We start from the raw sequence: 22,145 nt of genomic DNA, 5'->3' as shown, positions 1-22,145 counted from the left end.
GGATCACGTCACCTCATCGGATCGGTGCGGCCAGCGGCAGCGAACGATCGACCAGGTCCTTGACGGCGGAGCCGCAGGTGGCGACGTTCGTGTCGTCCGTGCAGTAGTGCGACGCCGTGTGCGACCCCGTGGCGAGATCCTTCGCCCAGGTCTTGGCGAAGTCCCGCAGGCGCGCGGTCTGCGTCGCGTTCGGGCTGCACAGTGCACCGGCGATGCCGATGAAGTCGGTGTTCTCACCCTCGCTGTCGATGTGACAGCTGCCGCCGGTCGGCGATCCGAGGACGAACTTGGTCCACACGAGCTGGATGCCCGCGAAGCCGGTGTTCAGGTCGTTGAGCGCGCCGAACGAGTTGTTGAAGAGGTTGATGACGCTCGGGCGTGCGGCGACGGTCAGGACAGGACGGGTGCCGCCTGCGGAGATCGCCGAGACCGCGGAGGAGAAGCCCTCGGCCGCGACCGGGTCGAACAGGATGGCGCCCTTCAGGTTCGCGTACCCACGGGCAGCGAGCTGCTGTCCGACGAGGGCGGCGAACTGCCCGCCGGCGGAGTGTCCGCCGACGATGTACTTCGCGGGCAGAGCCTTGCCGTTCGGCGGGACGACGGTGCGGTCGGCGAGCGCGTTGCCGATCGTGGTGGCGAGCCCGGGGTTGCCGGCCGTCATGTCCTCGTCGACGCAGAAGACCATGACGCCCTGCTCGGCGAGGGCCTTGCTGGTGCCGCGCAGGTGCTTGCAGCTGCGGCTGAAGCCGTGCTCGACGAGCATCAGCCCGCTGGCGGTGCCGTTGGGCAGGTACCAGTCGGCGGCGTACGACGTGCCGCCGACGGTGATCGGCGAGCTGACGCAGACGGTGGACGAGGAGGAGTAGCCCGAGCAGCTGGTCGCTGCGGTCGCCGGCGGCGGGCCTGCGACGAGGGCGGTGGCGATGACGGCGACGGTGCCGGCGATCGAGGCGAGAAGTCGCGGCATGCGCCGCGAGGGGGAGTGAGTCACGTGGTTCTCCTGAGTCGTGTGACAGATGGCACGTACTCCGACCAGGCGGCGTCCCCGAGATTAATCATTGCTAACGCAATCTGGAACGGCGTTCCGCAGCCTAGGGGTGCTACAGACGAAGCGCAACAGGTCGAGCGCGATCGCTAGGCTCTGGATCGTGACCGCCCCCGACGAACCTGCCCCGTCCTCCTCCGCGTATCCGCCTGCGGCGCGGGCCAGGATCGTCGCCGAGCCGCCCAAGCGCGCCGCCCGGACCCCGTTCGAGCGTGACCGCGCCCGCATCCTGCACTCCTCGGCGCTGCGACGGCTGGCGGCGAAGACGCAGGTCGTCGGCCCGGGCACCGACGACTTCGTCCGCAATCGGCTCACCCACTCGCTCGAGGTCGCGCAGGTCGCGCGCGAGCTCGGCAAGTCGCTCGGGTGCGACCCCGACGTCGTCGACTCCGCCGCGCTGGCGCACGACCTCGGCCATCCGCCGTTCGGGCACAACGGAGAGCGTGCACTGGACGAGGCGGCGGCATCCTGCGGAGGCTTCGAGGGCAATGCCCAGACGCTGCGGCTCCTGAGCAGGCTCGAGGCCAAGACGTTCGACGCCGAGGGACGCTCCGTCGGCCTCAACCTGACGCGGGCGACGCTCGACGCCTGTACCAAGTACCCGTGGACACGCGACGCAGCGCCGGTCCCGGAGGGCGCGCACGGCGACGGCTCGCCGCGGCTGATCCGCAAGTTCGGGGTCTACGACGACGACCTCCCGGTCTTCTCCTGGGTCCGCGACGGGGCACCCGGGGCACGACGATGCATCGAGGCCCAGGTCATGGACCTGTCCGACGACATCGCGTACTGCGTGCACGACGTCGAGGACGGCGTCGTGTCGGACGTCATCGACCTGCGGAGCGTCCGCGACGACTTCCCCGCGATCTGCGCGACCGTCCGCGAGTGGTACGTCCGCGACGCCCGCGACGACGACCTCGACGCCGCGTACGGGCGCCTGGTGGACGTGCCCGGGTGGCCGACCGCGCCGTACGACGGAAGCCGGCGCGCGCAGGCCTCCCTCAAGAGTCTGACGAGCGCGCTCGTCGGGCGGTTCGTCGCAGCCGCCCACGACGCCACGCTCGCTGCGTTCGGCCCGCGTCCGTTCGTCCGCTACGAGGCCGACCTCGTCGTGCCCGACGCCACGCGGGACGAGATCGCGGTGCTCAAGGCGGTCGCCGCGCACTACGTGATGCGTGCCGACGACCGGGTCGCGCTCCTCGCCGAGCAGCGTGCCCTGCTGCGCGGCCTCGTCGACGCTCTGGTCGCCGCTGGACCCGATCGTCTCGAGCCGCCGTTCGCGACGGACGCCCGTGCGGCTGAGACCGATGCGGCGCGCCTGCGGGTCGTGGTCGACCAGGTCGCGTCGCTGACCGACGAGTCCGCTCGGGCGTGGGGGCGGCGGCTGCTCTGAGGGCAGGTGTGCACGACGGCTGCGTCCTGCGCCGGGCACCGTAGACTTCCCAGCGTGGCAGGCCGGATCCGCGAGGACGACATCGCAGCAGTGCGTGAACGCGCGCGGATCGACGAGGTCATCGAGCAGTACGTGACCCTCCGCAACGCCGGCGGCGGTTCACGCAAGGGCCTGTGCCCGTTCCACGACGAGAAGTCGCCGTCGTTCAACGTCACCCCGGCGCGCGGCATGTACTACTGCTTCGGCTGCGGCGAGGGCGGCGACGTCTTCACCTTCCTCCAGAAGATCGACCAGATCAGCTTCTCCGAAGCGGTCGAGCGGCTCGCCGCGAAGTACTCGATCACGCTCAACTACGTCGACGGACCGGCCGGCCCTCAGCGCGACTTCGCCCAGCGCGGGCGGCTCGTGTCGGCCAACGCCGCGGCTGCCGAGTTCTACCTCGAGCAGCTCGCCACGGACCGGGTCGCGGTGGCGGGGCGCCAGTTCCTCGCCGAGCGCGGCTTCGACCGGGACTCCGCCGAGAAGTTCGGCGTCGGCTTCGCGCCGCGTGACGGTGAGGCACTCTTCCGGCACCTGTCCGGCCGCGGCTTCGCCGAGGACGACCTGGTCGCCGCCGGCCTGGTGGCCCGCAACAGCCGAGGCGCGTACGACCGGTTCCGCGGACGCCTCCTGTGGCCGATCCGCGACGCCTCGGGAGACGTCGTCGGCTTCGGTGCGCGGCGGTTGTTCGACGACGACCGGATCGAAGCCAAGTACCTCAACACGCCCGAGACCCCGCTCTACAAGAAGAGCCAGGTCCTCTACGGGGTCGACCTCGCACGCAAGGCGATCTCGCAGGCGAGCCAGGCGGTCATCGTCGAGGGCTACACCGACGTCATGGCGTGCCACGAGGCCGGCATCAGCACCGCCGTCGCCACCTGCGGCACGGCGTTCGGCGAGGATCACGGCCGCATCCTGCGTCGGCTGCTGCTCGACCACGAGGCCATGCGGGGCGAGGTGATCTTCACGTTCGACGGCGACGAGGCTGGCCAGAAGGCCGCGATGCGCGCCTTCGAGGGCGACGCCCAGTTCGTCGCTCAGACGTACGTCGCCGTCCAGCCCGACGGACTCGACCCGTGCGACCTGCGGCTCCAGAAGGGCGATGCCGCCGTGCGGGAGCTCGTGGGCTCGCGCATCCCGCTGTACCGCTTCGTCCTCAAGAACGTCGTCGCCCGGTACGACCTCGACCACGCCGACCAACGGGTCGACGCACTGCGTGCTGCGGTGGCGCTCGTGTCGTCCGTGCGCGACCAGGGCAAGGTCGAGCAGTTCGTCCGCGAGATCGCGTCGACCGTGGGGATGGAGCTCGACGAGGTCCGTCGCGAGCTCACCGCTGCGCGTCGGCGACCTGCCCCCCGCGGCAACGGGGCGCGGCAGACCCGCACGGAGCGGACTCCCGCGGCGGCGGGGCCGCCCGTGGACGCGCCCCCTGCCGAGCCGGTGCCGAGTCTCGGTGAGCAGCGGTTCACCGACGAGCGGGAGCTGCTGAAGGTGCTCGTCCAGCACCCGCACCTGGTGGCGCCGTACGCCGACGTCCTCGACGCCGACGACTTCACCCACCCCTACGCCGCGGCCGTGTGGGAGGCAGCGACGGAGGTCGGGCTGCCGTCGAAGCCCGACGAGACGTGGGCCACCAGCGTCCGCGACCGCCTCGGCGACCCGCAGGTCCAGCGCACCCTCGCACAGCTGTCGGTCGACCCGCTGCGCGTCTCCGGCGTGCCCGACGGCACGCTGGTCGGTGCGCTCGCGGCACGGGTCGAGGAGCTGACGATCCTGCGGCGCATCGCTGCGGTGAAGTCCAAGCTCCAGCGCACGGACCCGGCCGAGTCCGCCACCGAGTACAACGAGATGTTCGGCGACCTCGTCGCCCTCGAGCAGCAGCGACGTCAGCTTCGCGAGAAGGCCATCGGCGGCTCGCTGGCCTGAGGGCGGCGCGCGATCTCGTCCACGCCGCCGGCAGGTCGTTCCTTCTCCACAGCCCGGGGCCGACGGGTCCGCATGGGGCAGGGGACTCTCCCGAGACTGGCGGCATGCTCGCTCCGACTGCTCCTTCCTCGTCCCGGACCGCCGATGCAACGCCGACCCCGCAGCACGACGCCGGCGGGCGCGGCGCGATCCTCTCCGCCGCCGAGGAGCGCGCACTCGCTGCGGCGTGCGTCGAAGGGCGACGTGCGGCGGCGCTCCTCGGCGACGTCCACGCCGTCGGCACGACCAGCGAGGCTGCGCTGCTCCGCGCAGTCGAGTCCGGCGAGGTCGCTCGCGAGCGGCTGATCCTCGCGCACGTCCCGCTGGTGGCGGCGATCGCCAGGCGACATGTCGGCAGAGGTGTCGACGAAGCCGATCTTGTGCAGGAGGGGATCGTCGGGCTGGTCACCGCCGTGGACGGGTTCGACCCGAGCCACGGTGCACGGTTCGCGAGCTACGCGATCGCCTTCGTCCGCCGCCACGTGAGCGATGCCGTCAGCACGCGGCGTACGGTGCGGATCCCGCCCAAGGCCGAGCGTGACGTCGTCGCCTGCCGGCAGGCGTACGACGCGCTCCACCGTGGATCGGGTCGGCAGCCCTCGGCAACAGCGGTCGCGCGGCGCGTCGGGCTCGCTCCGAGCCTCGTCGCGCGTCTGCTCGCCGCAGACGCCCCGACGGTCTCGCTCGACACGGCAGCCGCGCTCGTCGTGGCCGGAGCTGCGCTCGCTCCTGGCGCCACGGCGCCCGCGGACGTGGTCGCTGTCCTCCGCGACGCTGTCACGACGATGCCGGCGGACCAGCGCGACGTCATCGAGCGCCGGTTCGGGCTGGACGGCGGTGGCGTCCGACCTGTGCCGGCGGTCGCACGCGAGCTCGGCACGACAACCGCGTGGGTGCGACGGACGGAGCGGCACGCGTTGCTCTACCTCCGTCGCCATCCGGCCGTGCTGGAGCTGCAGCCCGATGGTCGATGATGGGGGCATGGGTCCTTCCTTGCCACGCCAGGTCCGACGCGACATCTCCCGCGAGCACGGGGAGCGGGTGCTCGCCGCGCAGCGGGACACGCAGGGCCGCTGGCAGGTCGGCACCGACGCCGCGCTGCACCTCGACACGGGCGACCCGCAGGTGCAGCACGTGCGCTGGGAGACCGTCGAGACCCTGTCCTGGGACGCCGACGCCTCCACGATCACGGTGATGGTCGCCGACGGCGTCGAGGTCCGGCGCACCGTCGTCGCGTTCGACGGGCCGGGGCGCCTCGTCGAGCTGGCGCGTGAGCGGGTCGATGCGAGCTTCGTCGCGCGAGCCCACGAGAAGCTCGACGGTGCGCGAGGCACAGTCACCGTGGTCGCCCGGCGGTCACCCACCCGCAGCGGCCCTGTGACGTTCTCGTACGTCCTCGACCGCGGTCTGTCGTCGGACGATCCGGAGGTCCGCGACGCCACGGCGAGGGCGCTCGCGGTGGTGCGAGCAGACCTCGGCCTCGACGGCGACGCGGGCTGACCCCCGGTTTGGGGAGCCTGGGCCTGACTTGCTAGGCTAGCGACCGCGCCTTCGAGGCCGATCCCCTGTAGCTCAATTGGCAGAGCAGCCGGCTGTTAACCGGCAGGTTACTGGTTCGAGTCCAGTCGGGGGAGCGCAACGAGCGGCCTGACCTGCGGAAACACTCCGCGAGTCAGGCCGCTTTCTCGTGGTCGGCAGCCTCGTTCTGGTCAGCCTCGTTCTGGTCAGTCGTCGGAGAAGCCGAGAGAGAACACCTCGAAGCTGGTCGCGTAGCGCACTCCCATGCTCGCGCCGGTCGGCTCGGCCATGCTCCCGAGGAAGGCGGCCGGGTCGAAGTCCACCCAGCCGAGACCGTCGAGGTACGCCTCGTGGGCGCGCAGCGAGTCGACGCCGGCGTCGAACGTCTCGCTGATGTCGACGGCGTGCCGTGCGTCCGGCGACCCGCTCACCCACACCGCGCGCACGCCGCCCCACGGCTCGAGGTCGGGCTCGGGGAACACCCAGCGGTTGCCGGCGTCACGGACGGCGTCGAGCGTCGCCCGCCCGACGGCGATGTGGTCGGCCTGGTTGAGGATCCCGTTGGGGAAGTACTGGTGGAAGTTGCCGGTGATCACGATGTCGGGTCGGTGCACCCGCACCGATCGTGCGATCGCCTGCCTCAGCGGCAGGCCGTACTCGAGGATGCCGTCGGGGAAGCCGAGGAACTCGACCGTGTCGACTCCCACGATGCGCGCGGACTCGACCTCCTCGGCGGTCCGTACGGTGCGGGTCGTCTCCGGGTCCATGCCGTCGATGCCGGCCTCGCCGCTGGTGACCATGCAGTAGACCACCCGCTTGCCCTGACCGGTCCAGCGGGCGACGGCGGCTGCGGCGCCGAACTCCATGTCGTCGGGATGGGCGACCACCGCAAGCGCGGTCTCCCAGTCCTCGTCCAGCGGGATCAGGGCCTGCGGCGTCGAATCGCTCATCTCGCGATCGTAGGAGCATCCTGGCTGGTTGTCGCCCGCGGCGCGCCACTAGGCTGTGCTCGCCAGGGGCGGTAGCTCAGCCGGTCAGAGCAGCGGACTCATAATCCGTCAGGTCGTGGGTTCGAGCCCCACCCGCCCCACGGGAGCGCGCCGGACCGACGGTGTGCGAGCGTCAACGCAAGCGGTTGCGGAAGCGCTTTCATGGGCGTACGTTGAGCGGATCCTCCGACCCAAGGAGCCCTCTGTGGAACGACGCCGTTTCCTCCAGACCGCCGCTGCGACCGCCGCCGTCGCTGCGGGCACCGCCGCCGCACCCGGTGGCCCCGTCCATGCGACTCCGGCACACCGTCCGCGCCCGCGGAACCCGCACATCACGTGGACGATCTTCTCCCGCCACCTCCAATGGCTGACGTCGCAGGCCTACGCCCAGGAGCACCCGTACGAGACCGGGGTCCTCATCGGCGAGAAGGCTGCTGAGCTCGGCTACAAGGCGGTCAACCTCACGGTCCGGCGGACCGGTCACGTCGATCCGAGCCTCGTCGACGTCCGGACCAACCTCCCAGCGATGCTCGCGGGTGTGCGGAGCACCGGCACGTCGTGCTCGTTCATCACCACCGACATCGTCGACGACGTGACCCCTGTCGCGGAACGTGGCGGACAGCCCGTCTACGTCGCCGACGTGCTCCGCGTCGCGCGCGACGAGGGCATCGACCTCTACCGCTGGGGCGGCTTCGCCTACCAGGTGCAGTCGGGGCCCGACGCGACCGATCCGCAGCCCTTCGGGGACGAGGTCCTCGCCCAGCTCGACGCCTTCCGCCGGCGGGTGAAGGGGCTCGCTCGACTCAACCGCCGGTACGGCACCACCGCCGCGTACCACACCCACACGACGAACGGCACCAACGCTCGATCGGTGTGGGACCTGATGTACATCCTCCGCGACGCCGACCCCGACGAGCTCGGGATCAACCTCGACATCGGCCACATGACCAACGAGGGCACTCTCACCGCCTGGCGCACCAACGTCCGCTACGCGATGTCGCACATCAGGAGCGTCGGCCTCAAGGACACGCTCGTCGAGCGGACCCCGTCGGGCACCGTGCGATCGGTGTGGAAGCCCGCCGGCACCGGGATGGTGCAGTGGCGGGAGTTCTTCCAGCTCCTCCTCGAAGGCGGGTTCGCTGGCCCGGGGGAGACCCACTACGAGTACGACGTCGTCGGGCTCAACGGCCAGACCGCCGTCCTCAACACCACGTTCTGGGCCGACCACGCGCAGTTCGCGTCCGGCAACCTGACCCCTGCGTTCATGACGGAGGAGCTGAAGAAGGACCTCGTCACCTACCGGACGCACGCGGCAGCGGCGGGCTGGAGGGCAGACCAGCTCACCTGAGTGCGGTGGCGTGGGGTGCGCGCGGGGACGTGGGATGCTGACCTCGGAACTGCAGCCGCACCACGAAGCCAGGAGGAGTCGCGTGACGATGCCCCAGGATCCGTTCGAGGCGGCGCCGGGGACCGCGGTGGTCTACGCGGTCTCCGTCGCCAACGCGAGCATCGCGGCGGCGATGTCCGAGGTCGCCCACCGCCTGCAGGAGATCGCGGCGAACGAGGGCGGGGCGTCGATCCTGGCCGTCAGTCACCAGGTGACGGTCGTCAGCGCCGGCGACGACGACGCGAGCATGAAGGTGGCGTTCACGGGCAAGTCCCGCACACGCGAGTACGTGGTTTCGGCGATGGCGACGATCAGCGTGTGACCGCCACGGGCCGTCAGGCCAGGGGCCCCGGCTCCACCGAGCGTACGGCGGCGGCCACCGGCACGTCGCCGCTGATCAGCTCGACCGTGGTGCGCACGGTGAGCGGCTCGGACAGCACGGCCGCGACCACGGCTGCGACGTCCGCGCGCGGGACGGACCCGCGGCCGACGTCCTCGCCCAGCTCCACCTTGCCGGTCCCAGGCTCGTCGGTGAGCGCCCCGGGTCGGACGATCGTCCAGTCGAGCCCGCTCTCGCGGACCGCGTCGTCGGCCTCGCCCTTCGCCGCCAGGTAGACCTGGAAGACGTCGTCGCTGTCGACGTCGCCACGTCCGGCACCCATCGACGAGATCATGACGTAACGGAACGCCCCGGCGAGCTGGGCCCCGGCGGCCAGCAGGATCGCGCCGTCGCGATCGACCGTGAGCTTGCGGGCGGCACCCGAGCCAGGACCGGCGCCGGCGGCGAACACGGCGGCGTCGCACCCGGACAGGGCCTCGGCCACCTGGGTCGCGGTCGCGGACTCGAGGTCGAGCAGGACGGGTACGGCCCCGGTCGCCCGGATGTCGTCTGCATGCTCGGGTCGTCGGATCAGGCTCACCACCTCATGACCCTCGGAGGTGAGCAGGGACGAGAGGAGCAGGGCGATCTTGCCGTGCCCCCCGGCGATGGCGACCTTCACGAGATCGGACCTCCTTGGTTGACGTCTGGTGTCGATCCTTCCACGCGAGCCACGTCGGGCCACCCGACCCATGGTGCGAAGAGCCGTCGGTGTTGCACAATGGACTCAGTGCCTGCGTTCGAGGACGTTGGGGAAGGCGGATCTCGATCCAGGAGGCACTGATGAGCATCGCCACCCGGGGCGTCCTGTACGTCCACTCCGCACCGTCGGCGCTCTGCCCGCACGTCGAGTGGGCGGTCACCGGCGTTCTCGGCATGCCTGCGTCCCTGCCGTGGTCTCCGCAACCCGCCGAGCCCGGCACGTACCGGGCCGAGGTCGCGTGGCAGGGCTCGGTCGGCCTGGGGGCCACGCTGGCCTCGGCCGTACGCGGGTGGGACCGGCTGCGGTTCGAGGTGACCGAGGAGCCGACCGCGCGCTCGGAGGGCGCACGCTACTCGTCGACCCCCTCGCTCGGTGTCTTCCACGCGAGCATCGGCACCAACGGCGACATCATGGTCAGCGAGGAGCGCCTCAAGGCGGCGATGGCGAAGGCGGCGCTCGGCGGCGCGAAGCTCGAGGACGAGATCGCGCTGCTGCTCGGACGCCCGTGGGACGACGAGCTGGAGGCGTTCCGCTACGCCGGCGACGGCGCTCCGGTGCGCTGGCTCAACCAGGTGGGCTGATCGCGGTCAGCTGATCTCGACGGTGGCGACCGGCGAGGAGAAGCCTTCGCCGACCGCCCGGAAGTCCCAGCGGCCCGTCCGTCCCGTGACGATCCAGGTGGAGAACTTGCCGCCCTTGCGCGTCTGAGCGGTGACCGGGAAGTCGCTCCAGCCTCCGCCCTCGTCCTTGCGCTGGATCTGGAGCGTCGCCCCGGAGCCGAGCTCCGGTGCCCTGCCGGTGAACTCGATGCGCTCACCGGCGGACACGCTGGCCTGGGCGGCCTTGAAGGTCGCGGACTTCTTCGGGGTCGCCGACGGCGTCGTCGGTGTCGGCGCAGTCGTCGGCTCGTCGGTCGCCGGCTCCTCGGTCGGCTCCGTCGTCGGCGCGCTGGTCGCCGGGACCGGCATCGCGTCCGAGTCGAACCCGAGCGAGCGCATCGCGGAGGCCCCGGCAAACCCCATCAGGAGGCCGATAGCGGCGCCTGCGGCCACGAGACCGAGCACGATCTTGGCGGCGAGGCGGTTGCGTGAGCCCTCGGCCGTCTCTTTGCTCAGGTCCAGCAAGTCCCCTCCTCGGTCGTCGGCCTCCATCATGACAAACAGTCCCTGACGGGACAGATGTGGTGGGAGCCGGCGGTCAGAGCACACCAGGCCGGGGTGCGTCGGCCGCTCCCGTGGGAGCGGCCGACGCAGTTCGCAAGGGCGACCCCCGAACGCCCCTGCGAGGGCTGTGCCCGGGCCGTCCCGATCGTCTCCGACGGTACTGCTCCGATCCGCGTAGGTCGGATGCCCGGCCGGTGCGGCGGGAGGTGGTCCGTCGGTGACGATCGCGATGGCACATCGCGAGCACGAACCAAGGGTGCCTGTCGCAGGGGCCGAACCACGAAGCGGACTCGACCCAAAATCGCGAGCCGGGATTGTGGGGTTCCTACAAAGGGGGGTACTTACTGAGAGGCGGCGTGACGGGCCTCCGTCACGTCCGTCGTCGTGGCGAGCAGCTCGCCGAGCGTCAGGCCGACGTGCAGCGTGTAGGCGCCCCGGGGCTGCAGGGCGTCGAGTCCGGTCGCTTCTCGCACCTTCCGCAACCGGTATCGCACGGTGTTCGGATGCACGAAGAGCCTTCGCGCCGTGGCCTCGACCGACGCGCCGAGCTCGAAGAACGTCGTGAGGGTCGTCCGGAGCGTCGGGTCGGCCGCGACGACGCGCGTGTGGACGGTCTCCACGAGCGTACGGCGAGCGTTGCCGTCCCCGGAGAGCGCGCGCTCGACGAGGAGGTCGTCGGCCATGACCGGACGTGGCGCGGCAGGCCAGCCGCGGGCCGCTCGCAGGCCGGCGAGCGCCGCGCGAGCCGAGCCGTGTGCTTGCGCGATGTTCGGGACCGCCGGTCCGACCACCACGGCGCCGTCGCCGAACGCGCCCACCACCGCCGTACCAGCCCCTGCTGCGTCGGTGACCTCGCCGAGCACGACCACCAGCCGCTCGATCTGGACCGACGTCAACGCGGGGAGGCCTGCGGCCCGCGCCCGGCGGCGTACGCCTTCGACGACACCGTCGCCTCCCGGCGCCTCGACGGGCGGCGCCGCACCGACCAGGACCACGACCCTCCCGTCACCCTCCCAGCCGAGTGCGGCCGCGCGTGACCGGATGACCTCCTCGGGCTCGCCGCGGACGACGGCGTCGACGACCAGCGCCTCCATCCGCGCGTCCCACTGGCCCCGGGACTCGGCGGCCCGCGCGTAGACGTCGGCGGTCGCGAAGGCGACCTCTCGCGCGTATGCGGAGACCTGTCGCCGGACCTCGACCGCCTCGTCCGGGTCGAAGAGCACGTCGATGTGGCGCTCGATCACCTCGATCGTCGTCTTCACCATCGCGACCGTCTGCTGCAAGGTGACGTGGCGAGCCAGATCGCGCGGGGCGGCACCGAAGACCGACGACGTCACATCGACGGGCGTGGTGCCCGTCCGCAGCCACTGTGCGCACTGCCCGATGCCGGCGTGAGCGATCAGCGAGATCCAGGACCGGTGCTCCGCGTCCATCTGGCTGAACCAGGCGAGCTCGCGCTCCATCGTCGCGATCGCCGCGGTCGTGAGGTCGCCGGACGCCTTGTCCAGCACCTGCGCGTACCGATCGTGCGTGGTGAGGGTCACATCGACCAGGGTAGGTGCAGCGCGGTCCGGTGGCCGGTATCCTGTTCCGGATTTCGAGGAGGCCCGCGTGACCCAGACCGTCGACGGGCTCGAGACGCGGTTCGTGACGCTCCACGGCCATCGTCGCGCGTACCGCATGCTCGGGAGCGGCCCGGCGGTCCTCCTCCTGCACGGACTGGGGTGCGACTCGACGACCTGGCTCGGCGTCGCCCGTCAGCTCGCCGAGCGGTTCACCGTCGTCGCGCCTGACTTCCTCGGGCACGGCGAGTCGGACAAGCCGCGCGCGGACTACTCGCTGGGCGCGTACGCCAATGCGATGCGCGACCTCCTGACCTACCTCGAGATCGAGCGCGTCACGGTCGTCGGGCACAGTCTCGGCGGGGGAGTGGCGATGCAGTTCGCCTACCAGTACCCCGAGCGCACCGAGCGGATCTGCCTCGTGGCCCCCGGCGGCCTCGGTGGCGACGTGTCCCCGCTGGTCCGCCTGCTCACCGTGCCGGGAGCCGGGCTCGGTCTCGCCGCGGCCACGGCCCCGCCGCTGCGGCTGCCTGTCCGCACGGCGCTGCGTGCCCTCGCTCGGTCGGGTCTCCCGCACACCCGCGACCTCGGCGAGGCCGCCGACGTGTACGCGCTGCTGTGCGACCGTGAGGCGCGGTCCGCCGTCCTCGCGGTCACCAGCCACGCGGTCGACTGGCGCGGTCAGCGGATCACCATGAAGGACCGCGCCTATCTCGCCGAGGTCATCCCGTTGTGCCTCGTGTGGGGCGTGGCCGACAGCGTGATCCCCGCCCGCCACGCGCTCGCGGCACAGCGCCGGTCCCCGCACACCGTGGTCGAGCTCTTCCCGGACTGCGGCCACTTCCCCCACAAGGACGCTCCCGACCTGTTCGTCGAGGTGTTCACGCGGTTCGTGGACTCGGCGCCGCCGGCGACCTTCCGGCCGCGGCGCTGGCGCTCGGTGCTCAGGAACGGAGCGCGCGTCGACGGCGCCCAGGACTCCATCGAGGCGGCGGCTGCCGTCGTGGACCTCACGAGCGGTGACCTCGGCGCAGCGGCCGGGTGACAGACGGCAGGTGACCGCGGCGGCGCGGTGAACGCCGGGCCTGTCGTCAGCTCGCGCGAGCGGCCTCTGCGGCCTCGGCGGCCTCGGCGAGCGCGGCCTTGCGCTTCTTGCGGTAGCCGAGGTTGCCCGTGACGGCAGCGCCGATCAGGATCGACAGCACGGCGATGAGCGCCCCGCCGAGGTCGTCGGCGACGTAGTGCCAGCCGAAGTAGACCGTCGCGAGCACGGTGCCGAGGAAGTAGACCCACAGGGTCCGCATCAGCCACTTGTTGAGGCCGACGATCGCGAAGAAGAGGCACGCGGTCAGGACCACCGACACGTGCAGTGAGGCGAAGCCCGCGATGCCGTAGATGCTGTCGCTGCTCCAGGGGTCGAAGCGCACGTCGTAGCCGTTGTGCGCGAGCGAGCGCTGCAGTGCCGCGACACCGCTGTCCGACGGGAGGTCCGCGAACAACGACTGGTTGGCGAAGACCGGCCCGAGCGTCGGGATCAGGTAGTAGCTCGCGACACCGAGGATCCAGTTGAGGCTCAGCGCGGTGGCGTACCAGGCGCCCAGCGAGAGGTCGCGGTTGAGCACCAGGAGCGCGGCCAGCGAGACCGGCACCAGCATGAGGTACGAGACGTAGATCGTCGACAGGATGAGCGCGATGAATCCCGTGCCGAGGACGTCGTGGAGCACCAGCGCCGGGTAGTGGCCGAAGAACATCCAACGGTCGAGCTGCATCAGGTCGGCGTCGTGGAGGACGTCCTCGCGGACGACCGGCAGGAAGCTCTTGAGGTTGCGGTAGCTGACGTAGGTGACGTAGAAGCAGATCAGCCCGATCGCGGCGTGCGCGAGGCGACCCCAGCTCCACTCGGTCCTGACGATCGTCACTCCTCGCGACCAGAGGCCACGGACGCTCTTGGTCTGCAGGAACGACTGCGCGGCGAGCCCGCCGGCGATGAAGAGCAGGCCGAGCGCGGGGAGGCGGACGTACGCGGGGCCGAGGAAGCCCTCGGGGTCGCGCAGCGGGAGATCGAGGTAGTAGGACGCCCAGATCGTGAACCCGCCGACGGCGACGGAGAACGTGACGAGGAACGTGTAGGGCCAGCGCAGTACGCGCAGCCACGCCGGCCGCTGGGCGACCGGCGCGCTCTCCTGCTCCTCGAGGACGGTTGTCGCAGAGGTTGTCCCGGATCCGCTCGAGGCAGCGTTCAGTGTCACGTCGTCACGGGGATCCATAACGCACATTCTAGAGGACGAGGGGTGAACGCCTGGGAAACGTTTCTTCCCGTGGGCGCTCACCCCTCGTCTCAAGGCGTCAGGCGTCCCCGCCCTCCTGCGGGACACCGGCGACCGCCGTCGGGTCGTCGACCTGGAACCGGGCGTACGCCTCGGCTGCGGTCTCCGGCTTCACCTCGCCCGCTGCGGCGAGCGACTCGAGCACTCCGACGACGATCGACGCCGTGTCGATCTGGAAGAAGCGCCTGGCTGCGGCGCGGGTGTCGGCGAACCCGAACCCGTCCGCGCCCAGCGACGTCCAGGCCTGCGGAACCCAGCGAGCAATCTGGTCGGGCACGGCGCGCATGTAGTCGCTGACAGCCACGACCGGGCCGCGGGCATCGGCCAGGGCACGGGTGACGTACGGCTGGACGACCTCGCTGCCGGGGGCGTTGAACGTGGCACGCTCGGCGGCCTCGGCGTCGCGGGCGAGCTCGTTCCACGACGTGACCGACCACACGTGGGCGCGTACGTCGTACTCCTCGGCGAGGATCCGCTGTGCCTCGACGGCCCACGGCACGGCGACACCGGAGGCGAGGATCTGAGCCTGCGGCGAGTCACCGCTTCCTTCGGGTGCCTCGCTGTAGCGGTACATGCCCTTGAGGAGGGCGTCGACGTCCAGGCCCTCGGGCTCGACCGGCTGGACGACCGGCTCGTTGTAGACCGTCAGGTAGTAGAACACCGGCTCGCCGTGCGGGTGCTCCTCCGTCGAGCCGTACATCCGCCGCATGCCGTCCTGGACGATGTGGCTGATCTCGAACCCGTACGCAGGGTCGTAGTGGATCGCTGCGGGATTGGTACGGGCGAGCAGCGGGGAGTGGCCGTCGGCGTGCTGGAGCCCCTCTCCGGTGAGCGTCGTCCGGCCGGCGGTGGCGCCGACGAGGAAGCCCTTGGACAGCTGGTCGGCCATCGCCCACAGCGAGTCGCCCGTCCGCTGGAACCCGAACATCGAGTAGAAGATGTAGACCGGGATCATCGGCTCGCCGTGCGTCGAGTACGCCGAGCCCGCCGCCGTCATCGACGCGACCGCCCCGGCCTCGCTGATGCCCTCGTGCAGGAGCTGACCAGCGGTCGACTCCTTGTAGGCGAGCAGGATCTTGCGGTCGACCGACTCGTACGACTGGCCGTGCGGGTTGTAGACCTTGGCCGTCGGGAACATCGAGTCCATGCCGAAGGTCCGGAACTCGTCCGGCGCGATCGGCACGATGCGCGAGCCGACGCCCTTGTCACGCATGAGGTTGCGCAGCAGCCGCACGAACGCCATCGTCGTGGCGATCGCCTGGCTGCCGGAGCCTCCGCGCAGCTCGGCGTACGTCTCGTCCGCGGGCAGGTCGAGCGGCTTCGCGCGGACGACGCGCTTGGGCAGCGAGCCGCCCAGCAGGCGCCGGCGCTCGCGCATGTAGTGCATCTCGTCCGAGTCCTCGCCGGGGTGGTAGAACGGCGCGAGCTCGTTGTCGTCGATCTCGGCGTCGCTGATCGGCAGGTGCAGCCGGTCGCGGAACTTCTTGAGGTCGGCCTTGGTGAGCTTCTTCATCTGGTGGGTCGCGTTGCGGCCCTCCAGCGCGTCGATCGTCCAGCCCTTGATGGTCTGCGCGAGGATCACGGTCGGCTGACCGGTGTGGTTCATCGCGGCCTCGAACGCCGAGTAGACCTTGCGGTAGTCGTGGCCACCGCGGGGGAGCTTGGAGATCTGGTCGTCGGTCAGGTGCTCGACCATCTTGAGCAGGCGCGGGTCGGCGCCGAAGAAGTGGTCGCGCGTGTAGGCGCCGTCCTCGATCGAGTACGTCTGGAACTGACCGTCGGGCGTGCGATTCATCTGGTTGACGAGGACGCCGTCGACGTCACGGGCGAGGAGGTCGTCCCACTCGCGCCCCCAGATCACCTTGACGACGTTCCAGCCGGCGCCGCGGAAGGTCGACTCCAGCTCCTGGATGATCTTGCCGTTGCCGCGGACCGGCCCGTCGAGCTGCTGCAGGTTGCAGTTGATGACGAACGTGAGGTTGTCGAGCTCCTCGCGTGCGGCGAGGCCGATCGCGCCGAGAGACTCGGGCTCGCCCATCTCGCCGTCGCCGAGGAACGCCCACACGCGCTGCTCGCTCGTGTCCTTGATGCCGCGGTTCTGCAGGTAGCGGTTGAACCGCGCCTGGTAGATCGAGTGGAGCGCCGCGAGTCCCATCGAGACCGTCGGGAACTCCCAGAAGTCCGGCATCAGGCGCGGGTGCGGGTACGAGGAGAGGCCCTGGCCCGGGCCGTGGCTGACCTCCTGGCGGAAGCGGTCGAGCTGCTCCTCGGTGAGTCGGCCCTCGAGGTACGCGCGGGCGTAGATGCCGGGGGAGGCGTGGCCCTGGATGAAGATCTGGTCGCCGCCGCCGGGGTGGTCCTTGCCGCGGAAGAAGTGGTTGAAACCGACCTCGTACAGGCTCGCTGCGGACTGGTACGTCGCGATGTGACCGCCGACGCCGAGCCCGGGGCGGTTCGCCCGCGAGACCATCACGGCAGCGTTCCAGCGGATGTAGGCGCGGATCCGGCGCTCGACGTCCTCGTCGCCGGGGAACCAGGGCTCGCGCTCGGGCGGGATCGAGTTGATGTAGTCGGTGCTGGTGAGCGCGGGGACTCCGACCTGCTTCTCCCGGGCGCGCTCGAGCAGACGGAGCATCACGTAGCGTGCGCGGCCGCGCCCGCGTTCGTCGACCATCTCGTCGAACGAGTCCAACCACTCGGTGGTCTCGTCGGGGTCGATGTCGGGGAGCTGAGACGGGAGGCCCTCGTGGATGACGGGGGGCCGCTCGGGTGACTGGGCCACTTCTCGAATCCTTCTCTCGCACAGATCGCCACCGCGACGGGTGTGCGCGGCAGCGGCGTTCGACGGCGTCGGGGTTACGTTGCCGTCCGTCCGTTGCCAGTCTCCCACTGCGACTTGGTACTTGCGAGTAGCCAAACCTCAGCCACGGCCGCAGGTGTCCGGCACGAGCGCTTGCTGCCCCCCACGCGCCGGGAGCCGCTAGTGTGTGGCGCCTAGGCACAAAGGCGCCTGGGCACGCACAATCGAGGAGGCATCGGTGAGCGCCACCGCGCACGACGCGGACCGTCCGGGGCAGGGCGACCGTCTGGGTTTCAAGCCCGACATGGTGGTCCAGGAGCTCGGATGGGACGAGGACGTCGATGACGTGCTCCGCGAGGCGATCGAGGATCGCATCGGCAGCGAGATGGTCGACGGCGACTACGGCGAGGTCGTGGACGGCGTCGTCCTCTGGTGGCGGGAGGACGACGGCGATCTCGCCGACGGCCTGATGGACTCGCTCCAGGATCTCGTCGAGGGCGGCACGGTCTGGTTGATGACCCCGAAGGTGGGTCGGCCGGGATACGTGGACAACGCAGACATCGCCGAGGCAGCGCTCATCGCTGGCCTGTCGACCACGACGACGGCGTCGGCGGGGTCGGACTGGGCGGCGACGAGGTTGTCCACCCACAAGCGCTGACCCGCAGGCAGGGCCGCGCAGCCCGATGTAACTCATGGTTACAATGCTGGGCACGTGTCGCCCACCTCTGAGGTCTGCCATGAATCACGCACTCCGCGGCCCTGGCCACCACCGCGCCGGCGTCGCCGTGCTGTCCCTCGCGACGCTGGCCACGTCGGGTGTCGTACGCCCGTACGGCCCGCGCGCCCTCGGCGGCGTCGGCCGAGCCCTGCTCCGCTGGGGCACAGGTCTCGCCGGCGGTTACGCGTCCCTCGCGGCGCGGAGCCCGAGCGGCATCGCGATCGACGACGAGCTCGGGTCGATCACGTTCGCCGAGCTCGGCTCCCAGGCCAACGCCTTCGCGCGGGCGCTCGCCGACCTCGGCGTCGGTGAGGGGGACGCGGTCGCGCTGATGGCGCGCAACCACCGCTGGTTCATCCTCACGGCGATCGCCGTCGGCCGGCTCGGCGCGGACGTGCTCTACCTCAACACGGCGTTCTCCGGGCCCCAGACCCGCGAGCTGCTCGAGCGCGAGAAGCCGCGCGTCCTCGTGCACGACGACGAGTTCGCCGACGTCGTCGCTGGTGCACCCGACGACATCACGCGGGTCGTCGCGTGGGAGGACGCACCCAGCGGACGTACGGTCGCCTCCCTCGCCGCGACGCAGTCCGGCGAGGAGCTCCGGCCCCCGTCCCGGGAGGGCCACTCGGTGATCCTGACCTCGGGCACGACCGGCACCCCGAAGGGTGCGAGCCGCGGTTCCGGTTCGCTGGCGGCGGGGGCCGCGCTCCTGTCCCGGATCCCGCTGCGCGCAGGGATGCGGGTGCACATCGCCGCGCCGCTGTTCCACACGTGGGGCTGGGGACACCTCAACCTCGCGATGCTGCTCGGCTCCACGCTCGTCCTGCGTCGCCGATTCGAGCCACGCGACTTCCTCGGCACGCTCGCGCGTCAGCGCTGCCACGCGGCTGTCGTCATCCCGGTCATGCTGCAGCGCGCGCTCCAGCTCCCGCAGTCCGAGCTCGACGCGTACGACCTGAGTGCCCTGACGATCGTGGCGGCGAGCGGCTCGGCCCTGCCGGGCGACCTGGCGACGGCGTGGATGGACCAGTTCGGCGACAACCTCTACAACACCTACGGGTCGACCGAGTGCGCCTGGGTGACGATCGCGCGGCCGGCCGACATGCGGGCCCACCCGGGGACCGCGGGCGCGCCGCCGATCGGCACCGTCGTCGCGCTGTACGACGCCGAGGGCCGCCCGTCCACGACGGGGCAGGGCAGGGTCTTCGTCCGCAACGGGCTCCCGTTCGAGGGCTACACGAACGGCACCGGCAAGGAGGTCCTCGACGGCCTGATGTCGACCGGCGACGTGGGCTCGATCCGTGACGGGCTCCTGTTCGTCGACGGGCGCGACGACGACATGATCGTCTCCGGCGGCGAGAACGTCTATCCGCAGGAGGTCGAGGACTGCCTCGCCCGGCACCCGGCCGTCCTCGAGGTCGCCGTCGTGGGCGTCGACGACGCGGCCTACGGGCAGCGGCTCGTCGCGTGGGTCGCGCTGCGTGAGCACGCGACAGCGTCGGAGGACGAGCTGAAGGAGCACGTCAAGGCTCACCTCGCTCGGTACAAGGTGCCGCGCGAAGTACGCTTCGTTCACGAGCTGCCGCGCAATGCGACCGGCAAGGTCCTGAAGCGCCGGCTGAACCCCACCGACGAGAGCGAGTGACTCCCTCCATGACGATCGAGATCGGCACCGCAGCACCCGACTTCACGCTCAAGAACCAGCACGGCGAGGACGTCACGCTGTCCGGGCTCCGCGGCAAGAAGGCGCTGCTCGTCTTCTACCCGTTCGCCTTCAGCGGCATCTGCACCGGCGAGCTGTGCGAGATCCGCGACAACCTCGCCGCGTTCAACGACCTCGGAGCCGAGGTCCTGGCGATCTCCTGCGACCCGATGTTCTCGCTGCGCGCCTTCGCGGAGCAGGACGGACTGACCTTCTCGCTGCTCGCGGACTTCTGGCCGCACGGCGCGGTCGCGTCGGCGTACGGAGTCTTCGACGAGGCCCGCGGCTGCGCCCTTCGCGGGAGCTTCCTGGTGGACGAGGAGGGCGTCGTCCGCTGGAAGGTCGAGAACGGTCTGCCGGACGCGCGCGACCTCAAGTCGTACCTCGGTGCGCTCGAGGAAATCTCTGCATGAGACTCCCGCGCAGACGGGGATCTGTGCAAGACTGAACACGCGTGGCCGCTGGTGACCCGAGACGCCAGCGGCCACGTCTTTGTCTCCAGCCGTCCCGCTCGATCCAGCCCCTGGCGGCTGATCGCGCAGGCGCCATCCGGTAGGGTGAGGCGCCGAATGCCGTCCTCCGGGACGTTTCCGGGCGCATAGCTCAGCGGTAGAGCTCCTCGCTTACAACGAGGCGGTCGGGGGTTCGATCCCCTCTGCGCCCACGCTCGAATCCTCTCGCTCGTCACGGACGGTTCGCCCGACGGTCACTGCGTCGGCCCCGCTCCGCGACTAGGCTCGAGATGTGCCGCGACAACCGGGGGAGTCGATGTCCGACGCGATGCGGGTCACGTGCCTCGATGACGTCCAGCACGGACCGGGCCAGCACGGACCAGGCCAGCACGGAAGGGTCGACGAACACGTCGTGATCGAGCCCTGAGTGCTGATCAGGAGCTGAGCAGCGGTCTCGTGCAGGCGACGCGACGGCGCGGTGCCGTCGCGCCGCGGGTCGTCCTGCGCTGGCTCGAGTCCGGGCGATGGTCGGTGCTCGCCGCGGTGCTCGCGCTGGCCACGCTGTTCCGGCTGCCGTACGCGTGGGCGCCGCTGTCCTCCGACGAGGGAGGGTTCCTGCTGGTCGCGCACCAGTGGGTGACGACCGAGGGGTCGCTGTACGGCAACCAGTGGGTCGACCGGCCGCCAGGTCTCCTGATCGTCTTCCGTGCCGCCGACGTCCTGTCGGAGGCGCTCGGCGACCGGCTCGCGCTGCGCCTGGTCGCGCTCGCGCTCGTGGTGGTCGCGGTCGTCGCGGCGTGGTTCGCGGGCGGTGTGGTGGCAGGGTCCCGAGGTGCGGTGGCGGCGGCCCTGACGCTGACCGCGCTGACCTCCACGCCCGTCTTCAGCGGTCCTCGCCTGACGACGGGGCTGCCGGGGGTCGCGCTCGTGGCCGTCGGAGTCGCGTGCGCGCTCTCCGCGACGTACGACGCGCGCGGCCGCCGCGGTCGTGCACTCCTGGCGGCTGCGGCCGGCGCGGCCGGGGCGTCGGCGCTCTTGATGAAGCAGAACTACGCCGACGGGCTGGTCTTCGCCCTCGTGCTGTGGACCGTCGCCGGGGCTCGCGGCCGCAGGCTGATCCTCCCGGGGGCCGCGGGTGCGGCCGTCCCGCTCCTGGCCACGCTGTGGTGGGCAGCGACCGGGCCTGGCGTCGGCGCGGTGTGGGAGGCGTTGTACGGCTTCCGCGAGCAGGCCCTCTCCGTCATCCTCAGCTCGAGCACGGTGGCCCCTGCGGAGCGGGCGCTGACCTTCGCCCTCGCGGTTGTCGCGAGCGGCGCCGCGCTGCTGGCAGGCGTCACCGTGTGGACGATCGTCCGCGAGCGACGGCACGCGGTCGCGATCGCGACGCTCGCCCTGCTGGGCTGGGCGGTGTTCGGCATCGTCGGCGGCGGGTCATGGTGGCGCCACTACGCGCTGCAGCTGGCCGTGCCTCTCGCGCTCGGCGCCGCGCTCGCCGTACGGTCGGGTCTGCTCCGTACGGTGCGGGTCGCCATCGCGCTCTCGCTGGTGTCGACCCTCGTCGCGGTCGCGTGGCTCACGCCGGCACTGGTGCGGGGGTGGCCGTCGAGCGGAACCGCGGCCGGTGAGTGGATCCACGACCACGCCTCTCCCGGGGACTCGGGACTCGTCGCGTACGGGTCGCCCCAGGTACTGCGGGTCGGCGGACTCGCCGCGCCGTACGAGTACTCGTGGAGCCTGCCGACCCGTGTCCGCGACCCTGACCTCGTCGAGATGACGGCCGTGCTGTCCGGGGCGGACGCCCCCGAGTGGCTCGTCGAGATGGGGTCGTTCACCTGGTGGGGCATCGACACCGACGCCTTCCGCTCCGTCGTCGCCAGCCGCTACCGCGAGGTCGCCGACGTGTGCGGCCACCGCATCTACCTCCGCATCGACGTCCGGCGCGACATCGCGGGACCGACGCGGTGGTGCCCGGATCTCTTCGGGCGCACGACGGGCTCGTCGTAGGG

At 71.1% G+C, this 22,145-nt stretch carries 19 protein-coding genes and 3 tRNA genes; 15 read left to right on the top strand and 7 right to left on the bottom strand.

Going from position 1 to position 22,145, the window contains the following annotated elements; genetic code table 11:
• Positions 1 to 13: 13 nt before the first annotated feature.
• Positions 14 to 991, bottom strand: coding sequence for an alpha/beta fold hydrolase (locus GH747_RS08440; RefSeq protein WP_149769130.1), 978 nt, complete (start codon positions 989 to 991; stop codon positions 14 to 16).
• A gap of 157 nt (positions 992 to 1,148) precedes the next feature.
• Here GH747_RS08440 and GH747_RS08435 point away from each other — a divergent pair, with 157 nt between their 5' ends.
• The 5 genes from GH747_RS08435 (at position 1,149) to GH747_RS08415 (ending at position 6,073) form a co-directional block, all read left to right on the top strand.
• On the top strand, positions 1,149 to 2,435 hold the full coding sequence (locus GH747_RS08435; RefSeq protein ID WP_149769129.1) for a deoxyguanosinetriphosphate triphosphohydrolase: 1,287 nt from the start codon (positions 1,149 to 1,151) through the stop codon (positions 2,433 to 2,435).
• A 54-nt stretch (positions 2,436 to 2,489) separates the two neighbouring features.
• Positions 2,490 to 4,400, top strand: coding sequence for a DNA primase (gene dnaG, locus GH747_RS08430; RefSeq protein WP_149769128.1), 1,911 nt, complete (start codon positions 2,490 to 2,492; stop codon positions 4,398 to 4,400).
• A 104-nt stretch (positions 4,401 to 4,504) separates the two neighbouring features.
• Positions 4,505 to 5,413: a sigma-70 family RNA polymerase sigma factor gene (locus GH747_RS08425; RefSeq protein ID WP_149769127.1), complete on the top strand. Its 909-nt coding sequence runs from the start codon at positions 4,505 to 4,507 to the stop codon at positions 5,411 to 5,413.
• A gap of 7 nt (positions 5,414 to 5,420) precedes the next feature.
• Positions 5,421 to 5,939 (top strand): hypothetical protein, encoded by a 519-nt coding sequence (locus tag GH747_RS08420; RefSeq protein ID WP_149769126.1) that lies wholly within the window; start codon positions 5,421 to 5,423, stop codon positions 5,937 to 5,939.
• A 61-nt stretch (positions 5,940 to 6,000) separates the two neighbouring features.
• Positions 6,001 to 6,073 (top strand) — tRNA-Asn (locus GH747_RS08415).
• 90 nt (positions 6,074 to 6,163) lie between these two features.
• Here the strand turns inward: GH747_RS08415 and GH747_RS08410 are convergent.
• Positions 6,164 to 6,907 (bottom strand): PIG-L deacetylase family protein, encoded by a 744-nt coding sequence (locus GH747_RS08410; RefSeq protein ID WP_149769125.1) that lies wholly within the window; start codon positions 6,905 to 6,907, stop codon positions 6,164 to 6,166.
• 65 nt (positions 6,908 to 6,972) lie between these two features.
• On the opposite strand from GH747_RS08410, the gene GH747_RS08405 reads away from it, so the two are divergent.
• From GH747_RS08405 to GH747_RS08395, 3 genes are all read left to right on the top strand, one after another.
• A tRNA-Ile gene (locus GH747_RS08405) sits at positions 6,973 to 7,047 on the top strand.
• Positions 7,048 to 7,151: 104 nt separating this feature from the next.
• Complete coding sequence (locus tag GH747_RS08400) at positions 7,152 to 8,294, top strand: sugar phosphate isomerase/epimerase family protein (RefSeq protein WP_163695413.1); 1,143 nt, start codon at positions 7,152 to 7,154, stop codon at positions 8,292 to 8,294.
• 82 nt (positions 8,295 to 8,376) lie between these two features.
• On the top strand, positions 8,377 to 8,655 hold the full coding sequence (locus GH747_RS08395) for a hypothetical protein (RefSeq protein ID WP_149769124.1): 279 nt from the start codon (positions 8,377 to 8,379) through the stop codon (positions 8,653 to 8,655).
• A gap of 13 nt (positions 8,656 to 8,668) precedes the next feature.
• Here the strand turns inward: GH747_RS08395 and GH747_RS08390 are convergent, their stop codons facing one another.
• On the bottom strand, positions 8,669 to 9,334 hold the full coding sequence (locus GH747_RS08390; protein WP_149769123.1) for an NAD(P)H-binding protein: 666 nt from the start codon (positions 9,332 to 9,334) through the stop codon (positions 8,669 to 8,671).
• A 161-nt stretch (positions 9,335 to 9,495) separates the two neighbouring features.
• Between GH747_RS08390 and GH747_RS08385 the strand changes: the two genes are divergently transcribed.
• Positions 9,496 to 9,996 (top strand): DUF3145 domain-containing protein, encoded by a 501-nt coding sequence (locus GH747_RS08385; RefSeq protein WP_149769122.1) that lies wholly within the window; start codon positions 9,496 to 9,498, stop codon positions 9,994 to 9,996.
• Positions 9,997 to 10,002: 6 nt separating this feature from the next.
• Here the strand turns inward: GH747_RS08385 and GH747_RS08380 are convergent, their stop codons facing one another.
• Together GH747_RS08380 and GH747_RS08375 are read right to left on the bottom strand one after the other, a co-directional pair.
• A complete protein-coding gene (locus tag GH747_RS08380) occupies positions 10,003 to 10,539 on the bottom strand; it encodes a hypothetical protein (protein WP_149769121.1) in 537 nt (178 codons plus the stop codon).
• A 380-nt stretch (positions 10,540 to 10,919) separates the two neighbouring features.
• Complete coding sequence (locus GH747_RS08375) at positions 10,920 to 12,122, bottom strand: PucR family transcriptional regulator (RefSeq protein WP_228552837.1); 1,203 nt, start codon at positions 12,120 to 12,122, stop codon at positions 10,920 to 10,922.
• A gap of 67 nt (positions 12,123 to 12,189) precedes the next feature.
• On the opposite strand from GH747_RS08375, the gene GH747_RS08370 reads away from it, so the two are divergent.
• Complete coding sequence (locus GH747_RS08370) at positions 12,190 to 13,185, top strand: alpha/beta fold hydrolase (protein WP_228552836.1); 996 nt, start codon at positions 12,190 to 12,192, stop codon at positions 13,183 to 13,185.
• Between the two features lie 46 nt (positions 13,186 to 13,231).
• Here GH747_RS08370 and GH747_RS08365 read toward each other — a convergent pair whose 3' ends face one another.
• Positions 13,232 to 14,407: a phosphatase PAP2 family protein gene (locus GH747_RS08365; RefSeq protein WP_163695410.1), complete on the bottom strand. Its 1,176-nt coding sequence runs from the start codon at positions 14,405 to 14,407 to the stop codon at positions 13,232 to 13,234.
• A 79-nt stretch (positions 14,408 to 14,486) separates the two neighbouring features.
• Entirely contained in the window at positions 14,487 to 17,249 is a 2,763-nt protein-coding gene (aceE, locus tag GH747_RS08360; protein ID WP_149769118.1) for a pyruvate dehydrogenase (acetyl-transferring), homodimeric type, read from the bottom strand.
• 256 nt (positions 17,250 to 17,505) lie between these two features.
• Between aceE and GH747_RS08355 the strand changes: the two genes are divergently transcribed.
• From GH747_RS08355 to GH747_RS08335, 5 genes are all read left to right on the top strand, one after another.
• Complete coding sequence (locus GH747_RS08355) at positions 17,506 to 17,925, top strand: DUF3052 domain-containing protein (protein ID WP_149769117.1); 420 nt, start codon at positions 17,506 to 17,508, stop codon at positions 17,923 to 17,925.
• 79 nt (positions 17,926 to 18,004) lie between these two features.
• A complete protein-coding gene (locus GH747_RS08350; protein ID WP_149769116.1) occupies positions 18,005 to 19,630 on the top strand; it encodes an AMP-binding protein in 1,626 nt (541 codons plus the stop codon).
• Between the two features lie 8 nt (positions 19,631 to 19,638).
• Complete coding sequence (locus GH747_RS08345) at positions 19,639 to 20,100, top strand: peroxiredoxin (RefSeq protein ID WP_149769115.1); 462 nt, start codon at positions 19,639 to 19,641, stop codon at positions 20,098 to 20,100.
• Positions 20,101 to 20,279: 179 nt separating this feature from the next.
• Positions 20,280 to 20,351: transfer RNA gene (locus GH747_RS08340), tRNA-Val, on the top strand.
• Between the two features lie 244 nt (positions 20,352 to 20,595).
• The gene (locus tag GH747_RS08335) at positions 20,596 to 22,143 is read left to right on the top strand and encodes a DUF2339 domain-containing protein (protein ID WP_149769114.1); all 1,548 of its coding nucleotides are present in this window, start codon (positions 20,596 to 20,598) and stop codon (positions 22,141 to 22,143) included.
• Positions 22,144 to 22,145 lie beyond the last annotated feature (2 nt).

The sequence above is a fragment of the Mumia xiangluensis genome (assembly GCF_010994095.1).
Classification (GTDB): Bacteria; Actinomycetota; Actinomycetes; order Propionibacteriales; family Nocardioidaceae; genus Mumia; species Mumia xiangluensis.
The sequence above is the reverse complement of the archived record's forward strand: the minus strand, read 5'-3'. Positions and strand labels throughout refer to the sequence as shown.